This window comes from Sinomicrobium weinanense, from assembly GCF_018863395.1.
Taxonomy (GTDB): domain Bacteria; phylum Bacteroidota; class Bacteroidia; order Flavobacteriales; family Flavobacteriaceae; genus Sinomicrobium; species Sinomicrobium weinanense.
On record NZ_JAHKRR010000010.1, the window covers coordinates 128,035 to 149,746 of the forward strand.

Sequence of the window (21,712 nt, forward strand, 5' to 3'; positions counted from 1 at the left end):
TATATACAACAGGTTATTTATCGCAATCGTAAAAATTGCGATAAATAACCTGCATATATTTTACGGCATTTTGGATAGCCCCTCCCAACGTACATTCCATTTACCGTTCTTCGGGAAACCGGGATTTTCATCTTCACTATTGTCCCATCCGGCACACATCATCGCTACGGCCGCCAGTACTCCGCCGTTTCCGGGAAGGTAAAGGCGTAGCCGTTCGTCCTGGTAATTATGACCGTTCGGGAGATAGGTATTGGTCTGTATATCCATGAGCAGGGCATCCACGGCTTTTTCCGGCATCCCCAGTCTCGCTGCGGTCATGGCGGTCATGGGGAAATCCCAACCCCAGGGGTCTTCCCAGGCCCAGTTCTCCCAGATCAGATCAAATGTACGGCGCATGACTGTAGTGTCCAGGCCGGAAGTTCCGGGCAACATGCCGTAAGTCCCGAATACCGAAGGGTGGTCTGTTTTGTATCGTGGATTGGTATAGGAATCCGTCGCACTTTCCGTAGGGTATTTAGGTGTCCTTCTTTACTTCTTTAAGGGTTGAAAGTAATTATTAGCAAATTGTATGCAAACAAACACAAAGGGTCCAAGGAAAAACTCTCTGAACCCTTGTAAATACTGGTCGGGGTGACAGGATTCAAATTCATTTTACACCCCGTTAAAAATCAGAAGTTCATATTTCATCTTTCAAAAAAGACACCGATTAGGGCACCTATAACGGCTGTTTCGGCTTTCTATACATCAAATTTAATCATTTGAATTCAAATACAATATAATCCTATAAAAGGACTAATTAAAATCTTAATGATTAAGGATAAGTAGTGTAACCCCAACTTCCTTACTACAGCGATTCATTGCACCGGAAGAGATTGCCAATCTCGCGGTCTATCTTTCCAGCCCGCTGTCGGTTATAACCAATGGAGCAGTCTTAAGAGCAGAGGGAGGTGTCTTAACCTCAATTTGACACCATAATTAAAACGGTATTCCTGTTGAACATAAAAAATTACCCCTGCTTTTTTCAATACTTCACAGTTCAACAGGGATATCGCATTAAATTTCGTATTAAAGTTTTTTACAGGATAAACTGAGCGTATATACCCTATATTACAGTCGTATTTTGGTCTGAATATTTTTACCGGCAATAGTTCCCGGAATTAGTGTTATAAGCCCATCGGAGAAATTCGAATTCATGTTTCCATACCTTCCGGATAAAAAACATAAGAAGAAGCATCTACCTTAAAAATCCCTGGGTATTATCATAAAATTAGCTAAAAACCAAAAATGGTAATGCCAAACACGTTTTTGGAATTTTATTATGGATGCAAGCATCCGTTAGCCCCTGTCTATTTCCATTTTAGAAAGAAGAAATCCGGGTATCCCGATTATCCTCAGGACTATTTTTTGATTCTACCAAAAAAACTCTTCAAACATTATCAAAATCCCAAAAAACACCCTCCTATACAAGGCAGTTAATAAATTTAATCGAAAATTAATCGATTATTAATCACTAATTAATTCCCGAGTTAACTGCCCAAAAATACATTTACTGCGATTTTAATTTTAAACCAACCTAATATGTGTCGAAAAACAAATTGCTTTCCATTGTTTTTTTGCTTACTGCTTATTTATTACTCCTGTAGTGAAGATGACAAAATTGAAAAAAGGGAAGTTAACCTCGATTGTCTTTATCAAAAACTGGACATTATGACTTCAACCCTGGATACGGCTGCCATAGGTGAAGAAGATGGTATGTATCCACAGGAAAATGCCGATGCCCTTCTGCAATCTGTTGATGAATTGGAATTGGGCATTTCACAAGGGCTTGCCGGACATTTTACCCTGCAATACGAAGCTGACAATTATTGCAATACCGCAAACAAAGCCATTGCCGAATTCAGAAACTCATTACAACTTACACTACCTCCCGGAACACCCGCAGAATTGATCGTTTACGGCATTGATCAAAAAGGCAGGATAGAGTTTGGATCCAACCCCGTCTTTGGAGGAGATGATGCCTTTACTGTAGAGGCCTGGCTAAAATATGATGAAAACTTTTTTGAAAGTGGTATAGGTGATTTTATAGCCACTTTCGATAACAGCGGACAACCCCAGGAAGGTTGGATGATCAATTTTTTGGGTGATAACCTCAGGGCTACTTTAGGAATGGGGCCACAGGAGTCCCGTGTCCTTGAATTCGGCAACCCGTATCCGAAAACTTACGGACAATGGAATCATATTGCTATGGTCTATGACCAGAGCCTTAGCGAAGGACAATTGAGAATGTATGTCAACGGAGAATTATTTTTTAGTAAAACCAATGACATTTATAATGATGGTGGTGAACTGCAGCTTTACCAACCCAATACCAGAAATTACAACATGTGGGCTTTTCAGGAACCGACCGATCAAAGCAGGTGTATGACCGGCCATATCAAAAAGTTTCGTTTTTGGAATTCGGCTATGTCGGTTCAGCAAATCAATTCCCTGATGCATTCCGATGTTTCAGGTAATGAAGCTGACCTGGAATGTGCCTGGGATTTTACGATGGTTCCGGAAGATGATGAAAACATTACGGATAAAACCGGGAAGCATATTGCCAAAATCGTCGGGGAATACAAATGGAAACCAATCGAAAACTAAATTAAATCTCCTCCAGACATGAAAACATCATATGATAACATATACAGGCTTTTAGTCATTTTTACCGTACTGTGGTATATGGGACCGCATGCCATTTGGTCTCAAGAAACGGATAACAATATTAAAGTTACCGGCACCGTACTGGCCCAGGATGGTTTGCCCATACCCCAGGCCAACGTCTATGTGGAAAACTCATCTATCGGAGTAGTTACTGATTTTGACGGTAAATTTGTAATTGAGGTCCCTCCGGGAAAAGTGTTAATTATAAGTTTTTTGGGGATGAAACCCAAAAGGTATACAATCACTACCTCCCAATCACTCACCGTAACCCTGGAAGACGATGCACAGCTTTTAGACAACATTGTCTTAATCGGATATGGTACTGTGGAGAAAAAAGACGTTACCGGGTCCATAGGCGCCATATCTGGCGACAAATTGGTCAAAGCCAATAACGTTAACATTTCCGAATCTCTGAATGGCAGGGTATCGGGGGTTTTGGTTACCAAATCGTCCAACCGTCCGGGAGCCGGGATGTCTATTCAGATCCGAGGGCAAAATTCCATAAACTCTTCGAATGAACCGTTGTATGTTATCGATGGGGTTCCTTCTTATAGCGGGATTGCCCATATCAATGCTTCGGACATAGAATCCATAGACATCTTAAAAGATGCCGCTTCTACCGCCCTCTATGGGTCCCGGGGGGCCAACGGGGTGGTTATTGTTACCACCAAAGGCGCCACCAAAAAGAAAGGGTTCTCAATTGAATATAACGGTTCTGTTGGGATTAAAACCCCAACCCGGATTCCGGATATGATCGGAAATAAGGGAAATGGCCTGGAATATGTGGATTACAGAATTGCATTATGGAGAAAAAAATACGGCGATGCATCCCTGAACCGCACCGATTTTCTGACCGAAGATGAAAAACGCAGAATCCGTAATGGGGAATATTATGACTGGCTTCGGGAAATCTCCGACAACAGCCTGGTTACCAATCACAGCCTGTATTCTTCCGGAGGCTCTGAAAATACATCATATTCGTTCGGTATGAGCTATGTAAAGGACAATGGGATGATTGGAAAAGAAGGCTTTGAACGTATTACTGGTAATATTGGCCTTGAGCATCGACTGACCGACAAGGTTTCAACCGGAATGACCACCTATCTGTCAAAGAACAACACTAATCACGGTGCCGAAGAAACCCTTATCAACGCCTACTTCCTTCCTCCTATTGTCAGTCCATACGATGAAAATGGAGACTATGCTTTTAATGTTCAACCCACCTCTAGCAAAATCAACCCTTTTATTCAGAATGAAAACAATATTCGGGAGACAGAGGCTATCTATGCCAATTTATCCGCTTTCATCGAAGTTAAGCCCTTTGAAGGCTTGTCGGTCAAATCTCAACTGGCCTATCAATTCGACACCCGTGTTAACGGGGAATGGATAGGCACCTTTACCCAGCAAAAGGGAGGTGTTAACCCCGCAGGAGCCTATCGTAGTGAAAACAGAAACAACAATTGGGTCTGGGATAACATCCTTACTTATAAGAAAAAGTTTGCCTTCGGGCATCAACTGGATGCAATAGGTTTATTCAGCCTTCAAAAGGACACTCATAAAGGGTCATCAATGCGTGGAGACGGCTTACCGTACAATTCTGATTGGCATGCGATCCAGACGGCCGATGAAATAAGTGATGTCCAGAGTTATTACTGGGAGTCTGCCCTGACCTCATATATGCTCAGGGTTAACTATACTATGTGGGATAAATACATCCTAACAGCATCCGGTCGCTATGATGGCACATCCCGATTGAGTGCTGACAATCGCTGGGGTTTTATGCCCTCCATAGCAGTAGGATGGCAAATAAAGAACGAACCGTTTCTAAAGGACGTGGATTTTATTACCGATCTAAAATTACGGGTAAGCTACGGAAACACCGGAAACAATAACTTAGGCCATGATATCACCTGGACCAAGCTAGATCTCTCCAGGTATACCTATGGCGACAACGGGATCAATGGCTTTGGTATCGGCAATGTAAGAGGGAACAAAGATCTACGATGGGAAATGACCTCTGAACACAATGCAGGGCTGGATTTTGGTTTCTTTAATAATAGATTGACCGGTTCAGTTGATCTGTATTATAAGACCACTGACGACCTTATTTTCAGTAGAGCTGTGGGTACTGTTAATGGTTTCGATTCGGTCTATGAGAACATAGGTACCACAACCAACAAAGGAATTGAGGTCAGTCTTAATACCGTCAATATAGACTCCAAAAACCTGCAATGGAAAAGTAGTTTGAATTTTTCATTGAATAGAAATAAAATCAAGGATCTGTATGGAGATCAACAAGATGATCTTGGAAACCGCTGGTTTATAGGTGAACCGATCAATGTTATCTACGATTTTAAACACTTGGGGATTTGGCAGGAATCTGAAACAGGCCTGGCTGCAGATTACGGTCAGAGTGTTGGACATATTAAAGTTGAGGACGTCAATGGCGATTTTAATCTTGACGAACAGGACTATCAGATATTGGGATCTCCAAACCCGGACTGGACCGCAGGGCTATCTAATACTTTGATATACAAAAACTTTGATTTCAGTTTTGATATTTATGCCCGGGTTGGCGGCTTGTATGACGACCCCTTTACCTATGTTTTTACTGCCTGGGATAATGAACACTGGAACAAGCTGGATGTTAATTACTGGAATCCTGAAAACGCCAGCAACAACTATCAGGAAATAGGAGCCCAGTCCTATTACACGCAGGTACTGGGAAAGGTGTCCGGGACCTTTGTTAAGGTCCAAAATATTGTACTGGGATATTCCACCAATGAAAAACTGAATAATGCCCTGGGCATTCAGAAAGCACGTATATATGGCATGGTTCAAAACCCCTTTACTTTTACGGACTACAAAGGCGCTGACCCTGAGGTTATCGGAGAGAACTTAAATACTCAATTATCACTATATCCCATGATCTTTACACTGGGGCTTAATTTAAACTTCTAACCATCCGAGATATGAAAAGATCAATCAAAAATATAATTGTTGTGACATTGCTGGCCGTAACGACAGCATGTTCAGATTTTCTGGAAATAGACAATCCGTCCGCCGTTACGGACGATTTATATAATACAAAAGACGGACAAGAGAAATTACTGGCGGATATATATGCCAAATACAGGAACGTATTTAATACCGGAGAGTTGCAGTACTACGGGACTGATCTATACCTGGCCATAACCGAAAGCCCGGACGAACGGATGTTTAATGGTTACGACGCTTCATTTAATTCCACAGCCGGTGTGGTCGGTCCTTATTGGAGAAACCTGTACAAAATAGTTCAGGAAACCAATATCTTACTTACCAGAACAACTCCCGAGACCGAAGGAATGACCGAAGAAACCTTCAATTCAATTACCGGTCAAGGGCGCTTTTTAAGGGCGCTTGCCTATTATTACCTGGTAGAAACTTTCGGGCCGGTGCCCCTGTATACCGAAGAACAATCCGAAATTATTACCACAACCAACAGGGCATTGGAAAGCGATATCTATACCTTCCTTATAGCTGAACTGGAAGCAACCGTACAATTACTTACCTGGGATGTTTCGCAGCCCGGTATCGCCCAAAAAGGAGCAGCGCTTCAACTCCTGGGAAAAGTATATTTAACAAGGGCCTACAAACCCTATGCCCAGCCTGGAGATTTTTCCATGGCTGCAGCAACATTGGATAAAATCATAGACGGAGCCGATAGCCCATATGCTCTTCTCGATAACTATGCCGATGTATACGACGAAAACAATCAGAACAATTCAGAAGTGATCTGGGCGATTCAATACGGTTTGGACCGGAACTTTTCAGGGTCAGGCAACCCGCAGCAGGCACAATTCGGATTTAATATTGTGGCCCTGGAACCTGATCTGTTCGACAAGGTACAAAAGGATTATTCGGCAATGTCAAGGTTTTACTGGGTAAACCCCAAAGTCCACGAGTTATTTGACAATCCATTAGCCGATATACGTTACGATGCTACTTTTCAGAGGGAGTTCTACGTAAATCATCCCGATAGCGATCACCTGGGCGAACTTGGAATATACTTCCCGAGATGGAACGACAGCTCCGGCAACGATATGGGAGCACTTCAATATTATCCATTTGAGGAAGAGGATGAATATGTCTGGTACCCGCAATCAACTGCCTTACCTGTGCTCAATACCGGATCGGATAGAATGCCTATCATAAAAAAATTTAAAGATACCCGGATCGAATGGGGAGGCCCGGGCTCTCGTGAAGATGTGATATTCCGGCTATCCGGTACTTACCTCCTCAGCGCCGAAGCCTATTTGGGTGCAGGTAATACCGCTACAGCCATTGAGCGTATTAACACATTGAGAAAAAGGGCTGCCTCAACCCCCTCATTTATAGATCAAATGGAAGTCTCTTCTATTGATCTGGACTTTATTCTGGATGAACGGGCAAGGGAACTTTTGGGAGAGCACGACAGGTGGTTTCATTTAAAACGCACCGGCAAGCTAATTGAACGGGCCAGATCATATAACATCTTTGTGCAGAAGTACGACAATATAAGTCATATGCACCTGGTTCGTCCAATTCCACAGGATGAAATTAATAAAGTTAATGGCCTCACCCAAAATGAAGGTTATTAAAACATTCGCAGGTTGAACATTAATATATGGCAACTATTAAACTTAAAATCAATGAAATCAAAACATATAAAAATGATCTCAAAACTTATATCACTGCTGGCAATTATAATGGCCCTAAAAGGCTGTGACAATTACGACTCCCCAAACCCCAATGACTATGCGGACCAGGAAACAACTTCCGGGTTATACCTGGAACAATATGATCCGGTAAGTGACAAGGGACAGTACTGGCTACCTGAAATGTCTGTAAAACCAAAAAAATACTGGGGTTGTGTAGAAATAATCCCCATCGGAAATATCAATGAGTTAGGCGAGACCGAAAAAATACGGGGGCTACAATACCACTTACTGTGCCAATCCCTTGCCGGCCTTGCTAATCGTGCAGTGGAACAGGGTAAGAGTGAAATAGGGGTTTGGTTACACGACCACAGCGGAAAAGAATCCTATAAACTGGCTAAAGCAGGTTTGGAACGACTCGGTATTTACGAACAGGGGCTGCAAAGCGGACTGGAACTGGCAAGAAATGATTACGGCCCTACCGATGGTGTGGAGCTCCAACTCAAGGGGCTTTTTGACGGATATGTACTTACCGATGTGGAAAACAACCCGGAAAGCAATATTGTGGCCTCCGTAGCTTCACATGTATATAACTCCATCATCGTGGATGTTCGCGATAAGGATTATTATGAAGAAGCAGGATATACTATGACCTATGATGCTACCCGGAAGACTACTTTGGATGCCTGGAACGAATTTAAGGATAAATGCAACAATAAGGCCCTGGTAGTAATGCCGGTTCAAACCGGGGAGTTAAGGGAATTTGCCATCAGGAATAACTTGTTTGTCATTAACCTGAACAAGGAGCATGGCAACCCTTCCGCCGGACAAAACAGCCAGCTCTTTGAAGAAGTACTGGAGTGGCTTGCTCCAAATGCCCCTGTTTATGGCTGGGAACAGGGAGTCAATGAAGATGTATTCGTAGGTAAAATATCTGAGTATGGTAAAATAATGGTCCCTTACGATTGGGCCTATAATACCAGTTTGACCTCTATCTTGTACAAAGAAAGGCAGCCAGGACTGGCCAAAGTGCAAAACCCTCAATTTATGGACTTCGAAGATGGCAGTGACAAATATGTATCGTTCTATTTATCTGATGGCGACAATGTGCAATGGATGCTTAACGATTTCGGAGGAAGCGAATACTATAGCCACCCCCTGGCTAATGGGACCAAAATGTCATTTGGTCTTCCGATAGACAATCTGTCCATGATAGCACCGGATATCAACCAGGCATTTTTTGACCGACAGGGTAAAAATAACACCTTAGTACAAACTTTTGGCGGAGGATACAACTATGCGGACACCTTTGGGATGAACAGCAGCAGGGCTTCGGAGTTACAAAACTTAGCAGAGGCCACTGCCGCCCATATGCGTCAACATCGAGTAAAGGTTTTGGGGCTGATAGCCAAAGATGTCCGTTCGGCAGCGGCCCGGGAAGCCTATCAGGCCTATATCGATGCCAATGACCAGCTGGAAGGCGTCATAGCGGTGCAATACACCCCTTATGCAGGCGGACAGGGAGAAATTATGTGGATGACCAACGCCAGAGGATATGATATCCCCATAATCACCGTAAAATATTCGATCTGGAATTTTGGGGATCATAATAACGAAAATGAAGGTACTCCAACTTATATTGCCAACAAGGTCAATTCGGATTCTGGCGAAAACCCGTTTAATTTGGTCGCTGTCCATGCCTGGAGCAGCTTTGCCGATATTGGTGAGTCCCAGGATGAGGTAGGCGAAAATAACGGTAATTATGTCAAAGGCCCGGGAGCAGCTCAGCTTTGTATCGGAAAACTTAAGGGCAACACCAAAGTGGTTAATGTGGAAGAGCTGATATGGAGGGTTCGAATGCATTACCGCTCGGAACAGACAAAAGAATTCCTCAACACTTATTTTTAGTGCGGAAATTTTGACCTGAGTTAGTTGTACGGGAAGGGCCTCCCCCGGCCCTTTCCTTATAACAGTAAATCCCCGGGGATTTCCCTGATAACTTCGCTAAAAGTATAGGGAAAATCATCGTCCAGAAATTCCCTGTACTTCACGATAAAAGCATTGTATTTTTTTCTGGCCTCCTCTTTAAGGTTTAAGTGCCAATAAGAATGTATTTTATGATAAAATGCCAGTTCATTTAATGGGTCCGCATAAAATAAAACTTCGCAATACCGGATGGTTTTGTAATAGTTCTTCGATTGATAGGATCTCTTAATCTTTAAAGGTATCACTTTTAATATTTCGAGTTCCAGCTCCTTTTTCTCCCTGTCAAAATATTCATTCTCTAAAAATTTTAAAAATCTGCCACGCTTAATGATCTTTATAATCTGGGACAAATTTTCTTCCTCGGGCATGGAAATATCGAGCCCTTTTACAGCTTCGAGAAATTCAAAATAGTCACATTGAAAGTTCTGTTCGTAAATCAGTTTAAAGTTCTTCTGTTCATAAATGATTTCTACCCCTTTCAATTCCGAAATTATTTTTCTCAGTTGATTTAATGTGACATTTTTAAGGTTTTTGGCATGCTTTACAGATTTATCGGGCCATAATACGTCATAAATGATCTCGGAAGATACCCCTGCCGAATGCTCCCTGACGCTATGTATAAGGATCAAAATAAAAAGTTGCTTGATATTGGGGCTAAACAAATAGGAAATATCTTTGCCTTTATCCGAATTTACCTTAAAGTTCCCGAACAGCCACACTGCATTAATGCCATTGGATTCCGTATAATTTTTATCGGCATCGGTCTTTAGCCTTTGAACTTGTTTAAAACATATATCCCGGTTATTTCTTCTTTTGCGCCTCCAAACAAATATTATAAATACAAGTCCTGAGACCATCAGTACGATTGCCACCAGTATAAACCAAAAAACAGGGGCTTTCTTTGCATTATAATTATAAATCATCTGTCGGGATACCGGAGGGCTATTAATAGCGTAAATTTTTATCTCATTGGCACCACTTAACTCAAACTCCTGGACCACACAAAAAATCTCACCGGTAATGGTGTTGGCATATAAATTAGCATTGGTCCTTATTCGTTCAGAAGTAATAGGAATTGAATCGCCTAAAACCGTTGAAGTACCATTTTCCAGATCATAAGCATATAACTGCAATAATGAAGATGGCATGTATTCAGGGTAATTAAGCGTATAAAACCTTTTCGCATCCTCAGAAAGGATCATATTTCTGCACGAAACCATGTCCTTGCCCCTTTTATCGAGGTCCCATGATTTATTGATCGTTTTAGTTTCCAGATTAACTTTATAGCAATCGTAATAATATATTTTTCCAAGACTTTGATCTCCCGATCGATTTCCGATACCTCCGAATAAAACAATTTCATTTTTATTGAGTTGAAGGCCTCCGGAGAAATAACGGGGCGATATTGTATCTCCGCCAAAGGATAGTGTTTCCCAGGTATTGGATTCAATATCAAACAAATTAAATTCGTTTGTTAACCTTTGGTTGCCGAAGCCGCCAAATAGCAGTATCTTTTTATTTTTAAAATCATTAAAAAGATTATGATGATGCCTTTGCTGCGGCAACTGAACGGTACTATGTGAACTCCAGACCAAACTGTCAAGGTCCATGGAAGCCACGGTAGACATATGGTTGGCCACATCATTTACCTCATACACATACAATCGGTTAGACAGGGTGTCTACAAAACTGCATCCCAATCGCATGGGCACCGGCAATTTATTTTCAAAACCTTTTTTCCGCGTCCTGCCGTTTTCAAAATTGTAGCGAAATATAGAGTCCTGGCTCACCATTATAAATTCCTGTCCCGGTTCATTGAATGAAATGGCTATCACCTGATCCGAAGAAAAGGAATACCGCTGTTTCCAATGAAAGGATTCCTGGATCAACCAGTTAGGGTTGATTACCTTTCCGTACTCATTCCCTTTTTGGTTGTGAACAATTTCTCCGTTATTCTCTTTAAACTGAAAAACATAAGATCTGGAAGCATTTACAATTTCCAGTTGGGCGATGCTCATATCAGGAACATCAATCACGCTTTCATGTTTTCCAAAATATAATTCGGGCCGTATTTTACGGTCAAAAAAATAGGACCTGCTCCTGTATTCCCGATCATTGATTTTTATGACTGTTTGCTTTTTCGCGGAATCAAAATGCAATGACACCGTCATCCATTTCCCCGGGTAGAATATTTGATCAGTGAGCGGAATAGTTAACAGGTTTCGGATACCAACCTGATTAAATTTCAGTGTGGATTGTTGGTCATTACCGTGCACGTAAGTCAGGGAATAACTGTCTAAACTTCCCTGAGCTTTCAAAGTAACAATATGCCCAAAGGTCTTACGCTTATTTATTTTAAGCCTGAATGTAATACCAAAATCTCCCTCAAAAACCGGTTTCTCATATTCAAAAACACTATAGGCGGTCCGCTCCTCAATCAATTTATCATTTGAATTGAAAAGCAATCCCTGTGCCTCTAACAGTAAAGGGATCAGAATAAAGAAAAATACTATAATTCTAATGCTACCGGTCAAAACAAAATACCTTAGTCCGGATAAATATATAAATATAAATGACTTGGTCATTTAAATACATTACCAAATATTTAACACTTTTTATGATTATGTTTACTTCTTTTTATCCCGATCAATAGGCAATATCAGGTCTGAATTACGGAAAAAGCGACACCGATTAACCTTTTGATCAGGGATTTCAGGGGTAATTTAACTGCTCATCGATAAGGAATACATAAAATAAAAAGCAAGACAACCCATTTAAAATCAGATTTTGTCCGGCTATATAGATTCATACCGGATTCGGACCTATGGCTTCCTCTCTGTCAGGGTCATTCCTTAAACCAAATAAGGCAATGCCCAGAATGATTTTCTTCAATTGCCAAAATCGTTTATTCAATGGTTAAATACACACAACGCCTTTGACACAAATAATTTTAATTTTCAGTTTTGACGGATGTATCTTAATTTCCTGAAAATTTCATAAATTCCTCAGGATAAAAATACAAAGCCGTAGATCATAACAATTGTCTGAACACAAATATTTAGATTATGAAAAAAGCTCTGTATTACTTTTATTTTATTCTTTCCGCCTTTGTTAGTTATGCACAACCTCAACCGGACAAGGCTGTTTTTGATATTACTGCATACGGGGCTGTGGGAGATGGCGAAAAACTCAATACAGATTCCATTCAGAAGGCCATTGACGACTGCCATGAACAAGGTGGCGGTGTAGTAGTTCTCCCGGAAGGTGTTTTTTTATCGGGAACCCTGGAACTAAAGGACAACGTTACCTTTCACTTGAAAAAAGGAGGGGTTTTACTGGGAAGCCCTCATATAGCGAACTATAAAAATATCGACCCTTTCACGGAGGGCTTAGGGATCAATGTAGGCTCTGCCCTGCTCGTCGCTGCAGATGCAAAAAACATAGGAATAGAAGGCGAAGGGATTATTAATGGACAGGGAAGCAAACTCAAGGAAGAACACATAAAAACAGACAAGCGCCCCGAATCCGAACGCTGGGGCCGTCGTCCTTTCCTCCTCAGGATTGTCCGGTGTGCCGGTGTAAAGGTTAAAGATGTCACCCTGAAATATGCAGGGGCATGGACATCGCATTATTTTCAATCCGAGAACATCAGGATAGAGAACGTTACCATAATCAGTCACGGAGTAGCTCACAACGATGGTATCGGCATAGACGGTTGCCAGGATGTATTTATAAAGAACTGTGACATAGACAGCGGTGATGATGCGCTCGTTTTCAAGACCACTTCCAGCAAAATGGCATGTCGTAATGTAGTGGTTAAGGGTATGCGGCTAAAGAGCAGGCAGGCAGGGATTAAAATGGGTACGGAATCCATGGCTCCCTTTGAAAACATCAAAATATCCGATTGCCATATTTACGATACCCGGAACGGAGGTATAAAACTGCTCACTGTTGACGGAGCCCATTTGCGAAACGTGGAAATCTCCGACATTACCATGGTAAACGTAAGGACTCCCATGCTTTTCCGCTTAGGATCACGCCTCAGTGTGTTCCGTAAAAATGAAGATACCCGGCAACAGACCGGTACCATGGAAAATGTTGTTATTCGCAATGTCACGGCACAGGCGGCGGCAGAAGCCCAATTGACCCCACCATCCGGAATACTTATTACGGGGGTCCCGGGCCACGATATCACCGATCTTACCCTCGAAAATATTGAGATCGACCTTGCGGGAGGAGGAACAGAGGAACATGCAAGACAAATAGTTCCCGAAGCCATTGATCAGTATCCCGAGATAAAAACATTTGGCCCAAGAGTTCCCGCATACGGTATATGGGCCAGGCATGTAAAAGGTTTAAATCTGAATAAAATACGATTTATTCTCGGTTCCAATGATCTTCGCCCTGCCTTTGTTTGCGAAGACGGAAAAGACATTCTGCTCACCGACTGGAAAATTCCGGAAACTTCCGGAGCACCGGAAATCCTTCGGCTGGAAGAGGTAAAAGGTGCCTTAATCCGTAGAATAGAAACCAAAGGCAGCGCCGATGCCTTTATACGCATAGAAGGGAAAAACAGCGGCAATATCCGCCTCTCGGCAAATAAAGCACCGGGAATTGAAAACATGGTTAAAATCTCCTCCGGGGCAGATCCGAAGGCCGTATCGATAAACTAATCGCAAATCAGGAAAGGATATGAACAAATGGAAGCTATCGGTTGTCTTTGCTATTTTAATTTCCTGTTTCACTCCGGGGGTAACCGCACAAACAACAACAGGCACTGAAATAGATGTTTCCGACAATTCCACCCACATTGCCCGGATCACAAAGGATACCATTGTAGTTATCAGTGGAAGTACCTATTCGTTCACTGTAGATACCCCTGAAGATAAAGGCCTGGTATCAACAGGTATGGAAGCAGAACAACTCTTTAGGCAGATACGGTCTAAAGACGGCTCTCTCCAGAAATATAAGGTACTTAGCGGGGATGGCCTGCCAAGGGTCCGGGGAAATATTGCCACAGGCGATCGGCTTGTCGTTACCCCGGAAGGAAAACCCGGCCCGGATAAAACATATTATATCGCTGTCGAAAAAAGAGCTCTCAGTGGCAGGTTGCGCCTTGAGCAAAACGAAATAACCGTAAATACTACAAGAGACTTGACCCTGCTTTACAGCGTCGGGCAAAGAAGTCCCAATGCGACGGTCAAAATATATTTTCCGGAGGGGATAAAGATCGGCATGGACAATACCACTGTTAATGTAATTGGCCGGGGAGATATAAAATTAAGGGACCTCGAACGCCAATCCATCGGCCGTGTAGGAGCAGATTACCCCTATTTAAAAGTAGGGAAAGCCACTATTACGGAAGAGAAAAGCAAAGGATCTGTCCTTAGTATTGAGAACCTGGACCTCCGGCCATCCAACGGTACGGACCTCAAAATTGTGATCAGGGACGTAAGTTTACCTAAAACAGGGAGTTATGTATTCAGGGCAACTTATACTACTTCCCTGCCTGAAATCCTTTCCAGTCCCGGAACCGGCCCGGAAATAACACAGCTCAAAGCCGTTAAGACCATTTCCGACTTGCGGAAAGTATTGAACAAAAACACTCCTTACCGGGAATCCCCGGAAGCATATACTTCGGTAAACCTGACATGGACTCCTGGCAACAGCCATGACCGGACCACCCTCATGCAATCCGTAGATACAGGGAAAACCTGGGCACCGTTCCAAATAAAGCCCGATGTTCAACACTCCGCTTTTGCCGTATCCGGCTTGAAACCCAATAAACTGTACGCCTTCAGATTATTCGTTGAAAATGGAGAAAACAGGGGATCTTCCAACACGGTCTACTTCTATTCCGGAAAAATGGACATCAAGCAATTCGGGGCTTCGGGCAACGGGGATCGGGATGATACCGAAACCATTAACAAGGCCGTTACATATCTCAACAGGATCGGTGGAGGCACACTTTTGTTCAGTGAAGGAACCTACCATGTACGTACCGTTCATCTGAAGAGCAATGTATGGCTCTATCTGGACAAAGGAGCAACGATAAAAGCAATAAAAGGTGCTGATGCCCCGGAAAACACCTGGTTTAGTGATAAACAATACCGTTCGGGCCTGTCCCCCACTGACACAGGCCCGTATATCAACCCGGAAAACTGGCTTACCAAACAGGATGTAGGGCATACCTTTTTCCGGAATACCATGTTTTTCGGAGAAAGGCTCGACAACGTAAAGATTATTGGAACAGGCAGAATTACGGGAAACGGCAACCTGGTGACCAGTGATAAGGTCATGGACAGGTCCCCGGACAACCGTGCCGATAAGATGTTCACCTTTAAGCTGTGTACTAATCTGGAAATAGGCGGACTTTACCGAACGGAAGACCTCTGGTATGACGCAGAAAAAGATGAACCTTATTATATCGGAAAAGACGGCGCCAAATCGTTCCGAACAGACAACATGTTACACATAGATCAGGCAGGGCATTTCGCTTTGCTGGCTACGGGAACAGACAATATATATGTACACAATACCTATTTTGCCAAGAATAACGGGGCAAATGCCCGTGATATATATGATTTTATGGGATGTAACAGGGTAACGGTCAAAAATATCTACTCCAGGGTAAGTTCCGATGATATCGTAAAGCTGGGTTCTGACTGTTCTCTGGGTTTTACGAGACCCTCTTCGCAATTTATGGTGCGAAATATTATCGGGGACACCAATTGTAACCTTTTCCAGATAGGCTCGGAAACCGCAGATGATATAAAAGATGTCCATGTGGATAATATTTATGTACTCGGGGCCAATAAAGCCGGATTTTCCATTTCCTCCAACGATGGCGGGCATGTTAAGGACGTACATCTCAATTGCGGACATACCGGAACGGTACATTCCCGCTCGAAAATGTACAGGACCAGGGCACCGTTTTTCATATCCATCTCCAACAGGGCACGTGTACTGGGGGCCCGTGTAGGCAGGTACAGGTTTAATGAAAACGGAATTCAGCATGACGAATTACTTGCCACCAATGTAAATATAGGACAAGTGGAGAACATCGTGCTGCGGGGTGTGGACATTCGTGAAGTGTATGGTGGAAGTTCATTCAGGAACAGGAATGACAGATGGCCGGCATATAACGGGTCACAGTACAAGGCAACCCCCATAGTTGCAGGATATAAACTCCCCGACCCGGATACTGTTGAAGGAGGGTTGGATTTTAAGCTGCCTGACGGCAAACATACCGGCCATATCAAAAATATAGAATTCACGGATATCCACCTCCTCGTAAAAGGAGGAAATCCGGTTTCGGATATCAAAAACATCCCGCCCGAACTGGGTGTGGGGCAATACAATATTTCCAACCTCGGGATACAGCCATCCTACGGCCTCTGGGCCAGACACACGGAAAGGCTTACCATAAAAAAGAGCAGTTTTAATTACGAAAAGCAGGATGGCAGGTTTGCCCTATTCCTGGACGATGTTGCAGATGCCCGGATATCGGATGTGAAGATGGTCCGGGCCAAAAACAACAGACATGTGATCCAATCACGGAATTCCTCCGGTATAACCTTAGAAAACATTTTATATTATGAAGATACCTGGGGAAATTCACCCGTAAAATTACCACAGGCACATTACACCGGTGGTAATGATACGACAATATCCATTCCGGACCAGGAATAAATTTTGGCATTTGCCGGTGATATTTTGGCAAACCCATACACAAAAGGGATGATTTTCAAGTCCCTTAATCTTCATAGGTAATCCTGTAAATACAGTCGGCAAAATCGTCAGATACCAGGAGACTGCCGTCGGGCAATTCCTGCACATCCACCGGTCTGCCCCATATTTGCTGGCTTTCCTGGTCCAGCCATCCTTCGGCAAATACGGATAAGCTGTTATTCTTTTCGGGTTCCACCAGGGAAACTTTATAACCGACCTTTCTGGTCCGGTTCCAACTGCCATGTTCAGCGATAAAAATTGATTTCTTATAAATATCAGGAAACATATCCCCATTGTAAAACCGCATCCCCAGAGGAGCGACATGGGCTCCAAGATTAACCGCCGGTTTTCTATAAGCCGATGCTTCCCTGTCTTTATCGCCAAATTCGGGGTCCTTTACATCTCCGGCATGCCAGTAGGGATAACCAAAATGCTGACCTGTTTCGGTCAGTTCATTCAACTCGCAGCTCGGGATATCGTCTCCCATCATGTCCCGGTTATTATCTGTGAACCAAAGCCTTTTCGTGTCCGGATGCCAGTCAAAGCCTACAGTATTCCTTATCCCGTGGGCCACTACTTCGGGTTTTATTTCTTTTGCATTTACGTCTATCCTGTTGATCGCTGCAAAGATCTCTTCCTCGGGGTCACAGATATTGCATGGGGCCCCCACGGGTACATAGAGATACCCGTCCGGGCCAAACGCAATGAACTTATGTCCATGATGCCCTTCTTCGGGATAACCGTCGAAAACCACTTCATAGTGAGGATCGGCCAGTCTGTTCTTAATATCAGGAAATCTCAATATCCTGCTTATTTCCGCTACATAGAGATCACCATCCTTATAAGCCACTCCGTTGGGTTGCCTTAAGCCTTCGGCCAGGGTATAGCGGTAATCCGCTTTTCCGTCTGCATCTTCATCGATAATGGCATATACCTTTCCCTTTCCCCTGTTCCCAACAAAGACAATACCGTCTTCGGACCGCGCCAGCGACCGGGCATTGGGAACATCTGCCGCCCACACCTCGATTTCAAAGTGTTCCGGAAGTTTTACGGACCCCAGGTAAACCTCAGCTTTTGCCTCTGATATATCTACCCGGTTTGTACCTTCCACGGCTTTTATTTTATGTAATTCTCCATTTTTATTGAACGTACAGGAAACGGCAAACATGCTTAATGCCAGAATAGCCTGCAAGACATGGTTTCGGTTCATATTGTATTTTATTTATTTGATTTTTGGACAATATCTTTAAAAGTGGGACCAATCCGTATTTTCCCCATCAACGCAATAAAGCGGTGGCACACCACAATACAGGGGCCTGGCCATGCATATCGCCTACCATACGTTCACGATCGAGATAATATTGGCGATCATTCTTTTTATTGGTACCTTGACAGACTTCACTCACATCTCCGTTCGGGTTGATATAACCGGTCAGGGCAATCCACCCTTTACGTGCAGCCGGGCCATAAATGTCCCCGTCCAGCCATCCCTGCTTAACCCCGGTGATCATTGCAAAGGTAAACATCCCGGTAGAGGAAGTTTCGGGCCAGGATTCGGGGTCATCGATCAATTGTCTCCACATCCCATTTTCGGTCTGGTATTTTAGCAACGACGCCATCATGGTCCTATATCCTTTCATAATACGGTCATAATCGGGATTGTCTTCGGGCAGCGAACGAAGTAGCTCGCTCATTCCCGCAGCCATCCAGCCATTGCCGCGCCCCCAGAAAAAAGGAACATCCGGAGCGTGATAGAATAACCCGTTGGGTCTTTGCAGGGCATCGAGATATACCACCATTTCCCCGGCAGCACGCTCCATGTATTTTATATCTCCCGTCGCCCTGTACGCCTGTGACTGTACAGCGGTGATCATATACATATCATCGATCCACATTCGGGTCTGCCAGGTAAGTCCCTTATCATAATATTTATGGGATTCGGGTTTTACCCTGGGGCCTTCCGGAGGCCCCCATTGTTTGTCTGCAAAATTCCGTCCCATAGCCAGATAACGATTTTCCCTGGTCTGGATGTACAGTTCAAGCGGTACCGCTCCGAATACGGTATGGTCTACATGATCCGGAAGGGGTACTAAATGTGATTCTGAAGAGAACAAAGGCTCAAAACGTTTCGCCAGCTGTTCCGTAAGATCCCTATCTCTCTTTTCCCCTGCGTAGGTAAGCGCTCCGTACCATGTACATACTTCAGGATAGGTAATGCGCTTGGGCATGCCGGGACGTCCGAAATTCTGATGAGGGACTTCTATAAAACGTTCTGCTACCTTCTTCCCCACTTCCCCGGGAACAGCCCCTTCGGGAAAATCCTGGAAATATTTATCGGGTGTTCCACAACTCGCCAAAAGCATCCCGGAAATAGCGGTTATTGCCCATAGATTCTTATTACTTTTTGATTTCATCTGCTTATTTTTATTGTTTTTTCCCGGTAAGACGGGACCTTTGATGTTCAAAATAATTATTATCCCGTATGTTTAAAGGTGTCGGTTTTATTTTATTTATTCCTTATGATTAAAATATGTGATCGGCAAATAAAATTTCATGATGTCCTATTCGGAAATAACAGCGACAAAACCACCTCCCGGAATCAGGTCTATCCATAAGGACTCCCTGCGGTTTACCTTTGCCCTGTCAATCGCAACCCCTTTTCCCCCTCCGAACAGCTGCCTGTTTCTGACCAGTACCACCCTGGCCTCCTCCGGTTTTTTATCCCGTATCATCATCATGTCATAATCTTTTTCATTTTTCAGGAAAGAAAGGTCCATTTTTATGGTGTTTCCCTTTTCCCCATTCATAACGGCAATGAACCATCGGTCTCCCTTGCGACGCGCAAAAGCGGCTAGCTTTCCGATCTCACTACCAGGGAGTACAATGGTCTCATCCCATGTTGTAGGGATTTGTCTGATATATTCCACGGCTTTATGCGCCAGTAAATTCTGCGGGTGTTCGGCAAAATTGAGCATAGGGGCCTGCAATATCGCTGCACTGGCCAACTGGTGGGCTTCCGAAGTTTCTGCCCTGCGTTCGCCAAAGACGACAGGAGTATAATCTACATGGCCTGCCAGCAGCCGGGTAAACGGAATGGTGGTATTATGTGTTGCCCAGGGTCCGCGAAACTCCATTCCGAAAACTCCTTCCCTGGTCATTTCATTCGGCCAGGTACGCGCCTCCCCAGCAGGTTTATTTGCACCGTGAAAGTTAAGTATTAATTTATATTGTGCGGCTTCTTTCAGGCAGGCCGCATAGAGGTCGATGACCTCTTTGGCTTCGTGGTCCAGAAAATCGATCTTCGCCCCGGAGACCCCTACCTCATGCAGATGTTTAAAAAAGTCTGAACGGGCTTTTGGGTCCCTGAGGTTTTTGGAATGCTCCCAATAGATCACTTTAACACCTAAGTTGTTGGAATACGCTACAAAGTCCTTTTCTTCCTGCAGGGACCACCGCCTCCAATGCCCTTCTACCGTATGGTATTCAAATCCCAATTCTCCTGCCAGCCCGGACAGGTTTTTCATGCCTTCCAATGTACGGGGTTCATCGGTTAGGTAGCCCCAAACTGCCCGTCCGGGGGCCAGCCATTCTTCATCGAACCCTTTCGGAAAAAGCCCGGGGTCGGGTTTTGGGGCAACATTATGGACAATATCCGCATTGAATAGTGTATTCAGGTCTCTGCCTATCAATATGACCCTCCAGGGCCCTTCGATACTTCCCGTAAAGGTCGGCGGTGCTGTCAACCGTTTGTGGTCTTCCTTTCCATATCGCAGTACATAAGGGTAGTTTTCGGGGTGCTCATGCCCTAAACGAACTTGAAAACCCCGTTTGCCATCGGCTTCCAGCGCCATCCCCGGGAAGTTATCACCGGAACTTTTTATAACTCCCGATTCCGTAACGGCCATATATCCTGATTTTCCGGGTAATTTTACTGTCATTGGAGGGCCCGCCCACTCGCCTGCCTCTATTTGTAAAATGTCCTTTTCCTTATGTTTTTCCTCATAATGCATCCCCACAATACCATGATACCAGACCGTACTCCCGGCAGGGATTTTAATCCCTGTTCCTTCACCGGACACCTTACGTATGCCTTCTCCCGGCACTACATAGCGGAAAGCCACCCCATCATTATAAACCCGCACTTCAAGGAAATACTCGGTGCCACTGGCATTATGGGTAATCGGAACCCGCACTGCTGTATAAAGGTCTGTTGCCACGGCGTGTTTTCCCCGCCACGGATAGGTCCTGTTCACTTGCTCTGTCAAGGCCTTCCCCAATAGTACACCATTGCCGAGATCTGTACCGTTCAAAGTAATACCGAGGGGTGATTTTTCTACAACGGGATCATTCCGCATGCTGATCCAATAAGACAATCGTCCCTGGTCGGACAACACATGGAATTCAATAGTTCCATCGGGACTAAAAACGGGGATCTTTAAAGGGAAGGGATCGGGGGGTACCGTTATTTCTGTTCCATATAAAAGATTGCATACCGCCAGCATTAAAACGGGGTACAGAAAAAAAACAGTTACAAATATTCTCTTTTTGTTCATTACGGATGAGATTAACAAGATAGGACAAGCCATTTTTCCGGAGAGTCCTGCCGTATTATTTTA

The 21,712-nt window shown here is 43.8% G+C and carries 11 protein-coding genes; 6 read left to right on the forward strand and 5 right to left on the reverse strand.

Annotated elements, in window-relative coordinates; all coding sequences use genetic code 11:
- Positions 1 to 60 precede the first annotated feature (60 nt).
- Positions 61 to 396, reverse strand: a complete 336-nt coding sequence (locus tag KN811_RS19360) for a hypothetical protein (protein ID WP_345725304.1) — start codon at positions 394 to 396, stop codon at positions 61 to 63.
- 1,311 nt (positions 397 to 1,707) lie between these two features.
- On the opposite strand from KN811_RS19360, the gene KN811_RS19365 reads away from it, so the two are divergent.
- From KN811_RS19365 to KN811_RS19380, 4 genes are all read left to right on the forward strand, one after another.
- Positions 1,708 to 2,643, forward strand: a complete 936-nt coding sequence (locus KN811_RS19365) for a LamG domain-containing protein (protein ID WP_223129432.1) — start codon at positions 1,708 to 1,710, stop codon at positions 2,641 to 2,643.
- A gap of 18 nt (positions 2,644 to 2,661) precedes the next feature.
- Entirely contained in the window at positions 2,662 to 5,664 is a 3,003-nt protein-coding gene (locus tag KN811_RS19370; protein WP_216334958.1) for a SusC/RagA family TonB-linked outer membrane protein, read from the forward strand.
- An 11-nt stretch (positions 5,665 to 5,675) separates the two neighbouring features.
- Positions 5,676 to 7,322 carry a RagB/SusD family nutrient uptake outer membrane protein gene (locus KN811_RS19375; protein WP_187967115.1) on the forward strand — a complete coding sequence of 549 codons (1,647 nt, stop codon included), beginning with the start codon at positions 5,676 to 5,678 and terminating at the stop codon, positions 7,320 to 7,322.
- A 72-nt stretch (positions 7,323 to 7,394) separates the two neighbouring features.
- Positions 7,395 to 9,287 (forward strand): GxGYxYP domain-containing protein, encoded by a 1,893-nt coding sequence (locus KN811_RS19380; RefSeq protein WP_216334960.1) that lies wholly within the window; start codon positions 7,395 to 7,397, stop codon positions 9,285 to 9,287.
- A gap of 56 nt (positions 9,288 to 9,343) precedes the next feature.
- Here KN811_RS19380 and KN811_RS19385 read toward each other — a convergent pair whose 3' ends face one another.
- Entirely contained in the window at positions 9,344 to 11,401 is a 2,058-nt protein-coding gene (locus KN811_RS19385) for a Kelch repeat-containing protein (protein WP_187967117.1), read from the reverse strand.
- A gap of 1,029 nt (positions 11,402 to 12,430) precedes the next feature.
- On the opposite strand from KN811_RS19385, the gene KN811_RS19390 reads away from it, so the two are divergent.
- On the forward strand, positions 12,431 to 14,038 hold the full coding sequence (locus KN811_RS19390) for a glycoside hydrolase family 28 protein (RefSeq protein ID WP_187967118.1): 1,608 nt from the start codon (positions 12,431 to 12,433) through the stop codon (positions 14,036 to 14,038).
- Positions 14,039 to 14,057: 19 nt separating this feature from the next.
- Positions 14,058 to 17,057, forward strand: a complete 3,000-nt coding sequence (locus tag KN811_RS19395; protein WP_187967119.1) for an endopygalactorunase — start codon at positions 14,058 to 14,060, stop codon at positions 17,055 to 17,057.
- Positions 17,058 to 17,121: 64 nt separating this feature from the next.
- On the opposite strand, the gene KN811_RS19400 is transcribed toward KN811_RS19395, so the two are convergent.
- The 3 genes from KN811_RS19400 to KN811_RS19410 all read right to left on the reverse strand — a co-directional run bounded on the left by KN811_RS19400 (position 17,122) and on the right by KN811_RS19410 (position 21,649).
- Complete coding sequence (locus KN811_RS19400; protein ID WP_216334962.1) at positions 17,122 to 18,306, reverse strand: PQQ-dependent sugar dehydrogenase; 1,185 nt, start codon at positions 18,304 to 18,306, stop codon at positions 17,122 to 17,124.
- Positions 18,307 to 18,373: 67 nt separating this feature from the next.
- Complete coding sequence (locus tag KN811_RS19405; protein ID WP_187967120.1) at positions 18,374 to 19,510, reverse strand: glycoside hydrolase family 88/105 protein; 1,137 nt, start codon at positions 19,508 to 19,510, stop codon at positions 18,374 to 18,376.
- Between the two features lie 147 nt (positions 19,511 to 19,657).
- A complete protein-coding gene (locus KN811_RS19410) occupies positions 19,658 to 21,649 on the reverse strand; it encodes a glycoside hydrolase family 97 protein (protein ID WP_187967121.1) in 1,992 nt (663 codons plus the stop codon).
- Between the last annotated feature and the right edge of the window lie 63 nt (positions 21,650 to 21,712).

Bases quoted from the DNA above. Each gene is read 5' to 3' on its own strand.
- KN811_RS19360 (WP_345725304.1), bottom strand. From the start codon at position 396: ATGCGCCGTACATTTGATCTGATCTGGGAGAACTGGGCCTGGGAAGAC.
- KN811_RS19365 (WP_223129432.1), top strand. From the start codon at position 1,708: ATGACTTCAACCCTGGATACGGCTGCCATAGGTGAAGAAGATGGTATG.
- KN811_RS19370 (WP_216334958.1), top strand. From the start codon at position 2,662: ATGAAAACATCATATGATAACATATACAGGCTTTTAGTCATTTTTACC.
- KN811_RS19375 (WP_187967115.1), top strand. From the start codon at position 5,676: ATGAAAAGATCAATCAAAAATATAATTGTTGTGACATTGCTGGCCGTA.
- KN811_RS19380 (WP_216334960.1), top strand. From the start codon at position 7,395: ATGATCTCAAAACTTATATCACTGCTGGCAATTATAATGGCCCTAAAA.
- KN811_RS19390 (WP_187967118.1), top strand. From the start codon at position 12,431: ATGAAAAAAGCTCTGTATTACTTTTATTTTATTCTTTCCGCCTTTGTT.
- KN811_RS19395 (WP_187967119.1), top strand. From the start codon at position 14,058: ATGAACAAATGGAAGCTATCGGTTGTCTTTGCTATTTTAATTTCCTGT.
- KN811_RS19400 (WP_216334962.1), bottom strand. From the start codon at position 18,306: ATGAACCGAAACCATGTCTTGCAGGCTATTCTGGCATTAAGCATGTTT.
- KN811_RS19405 (WP_187967120.1), bottom strand. From the start codon at position 19,510: ATGAAATCAAAAAGTAATAAGAATCTATGGGCAATAACCGCTATTTCC.
- KN811_RS19410 (WP_187967121.1), bottom strand. From the start codon at position 21,649: ATGAACAAAAAGAGAATATTTGTAACTGTTTTTTTTCTGTACCCCGTT.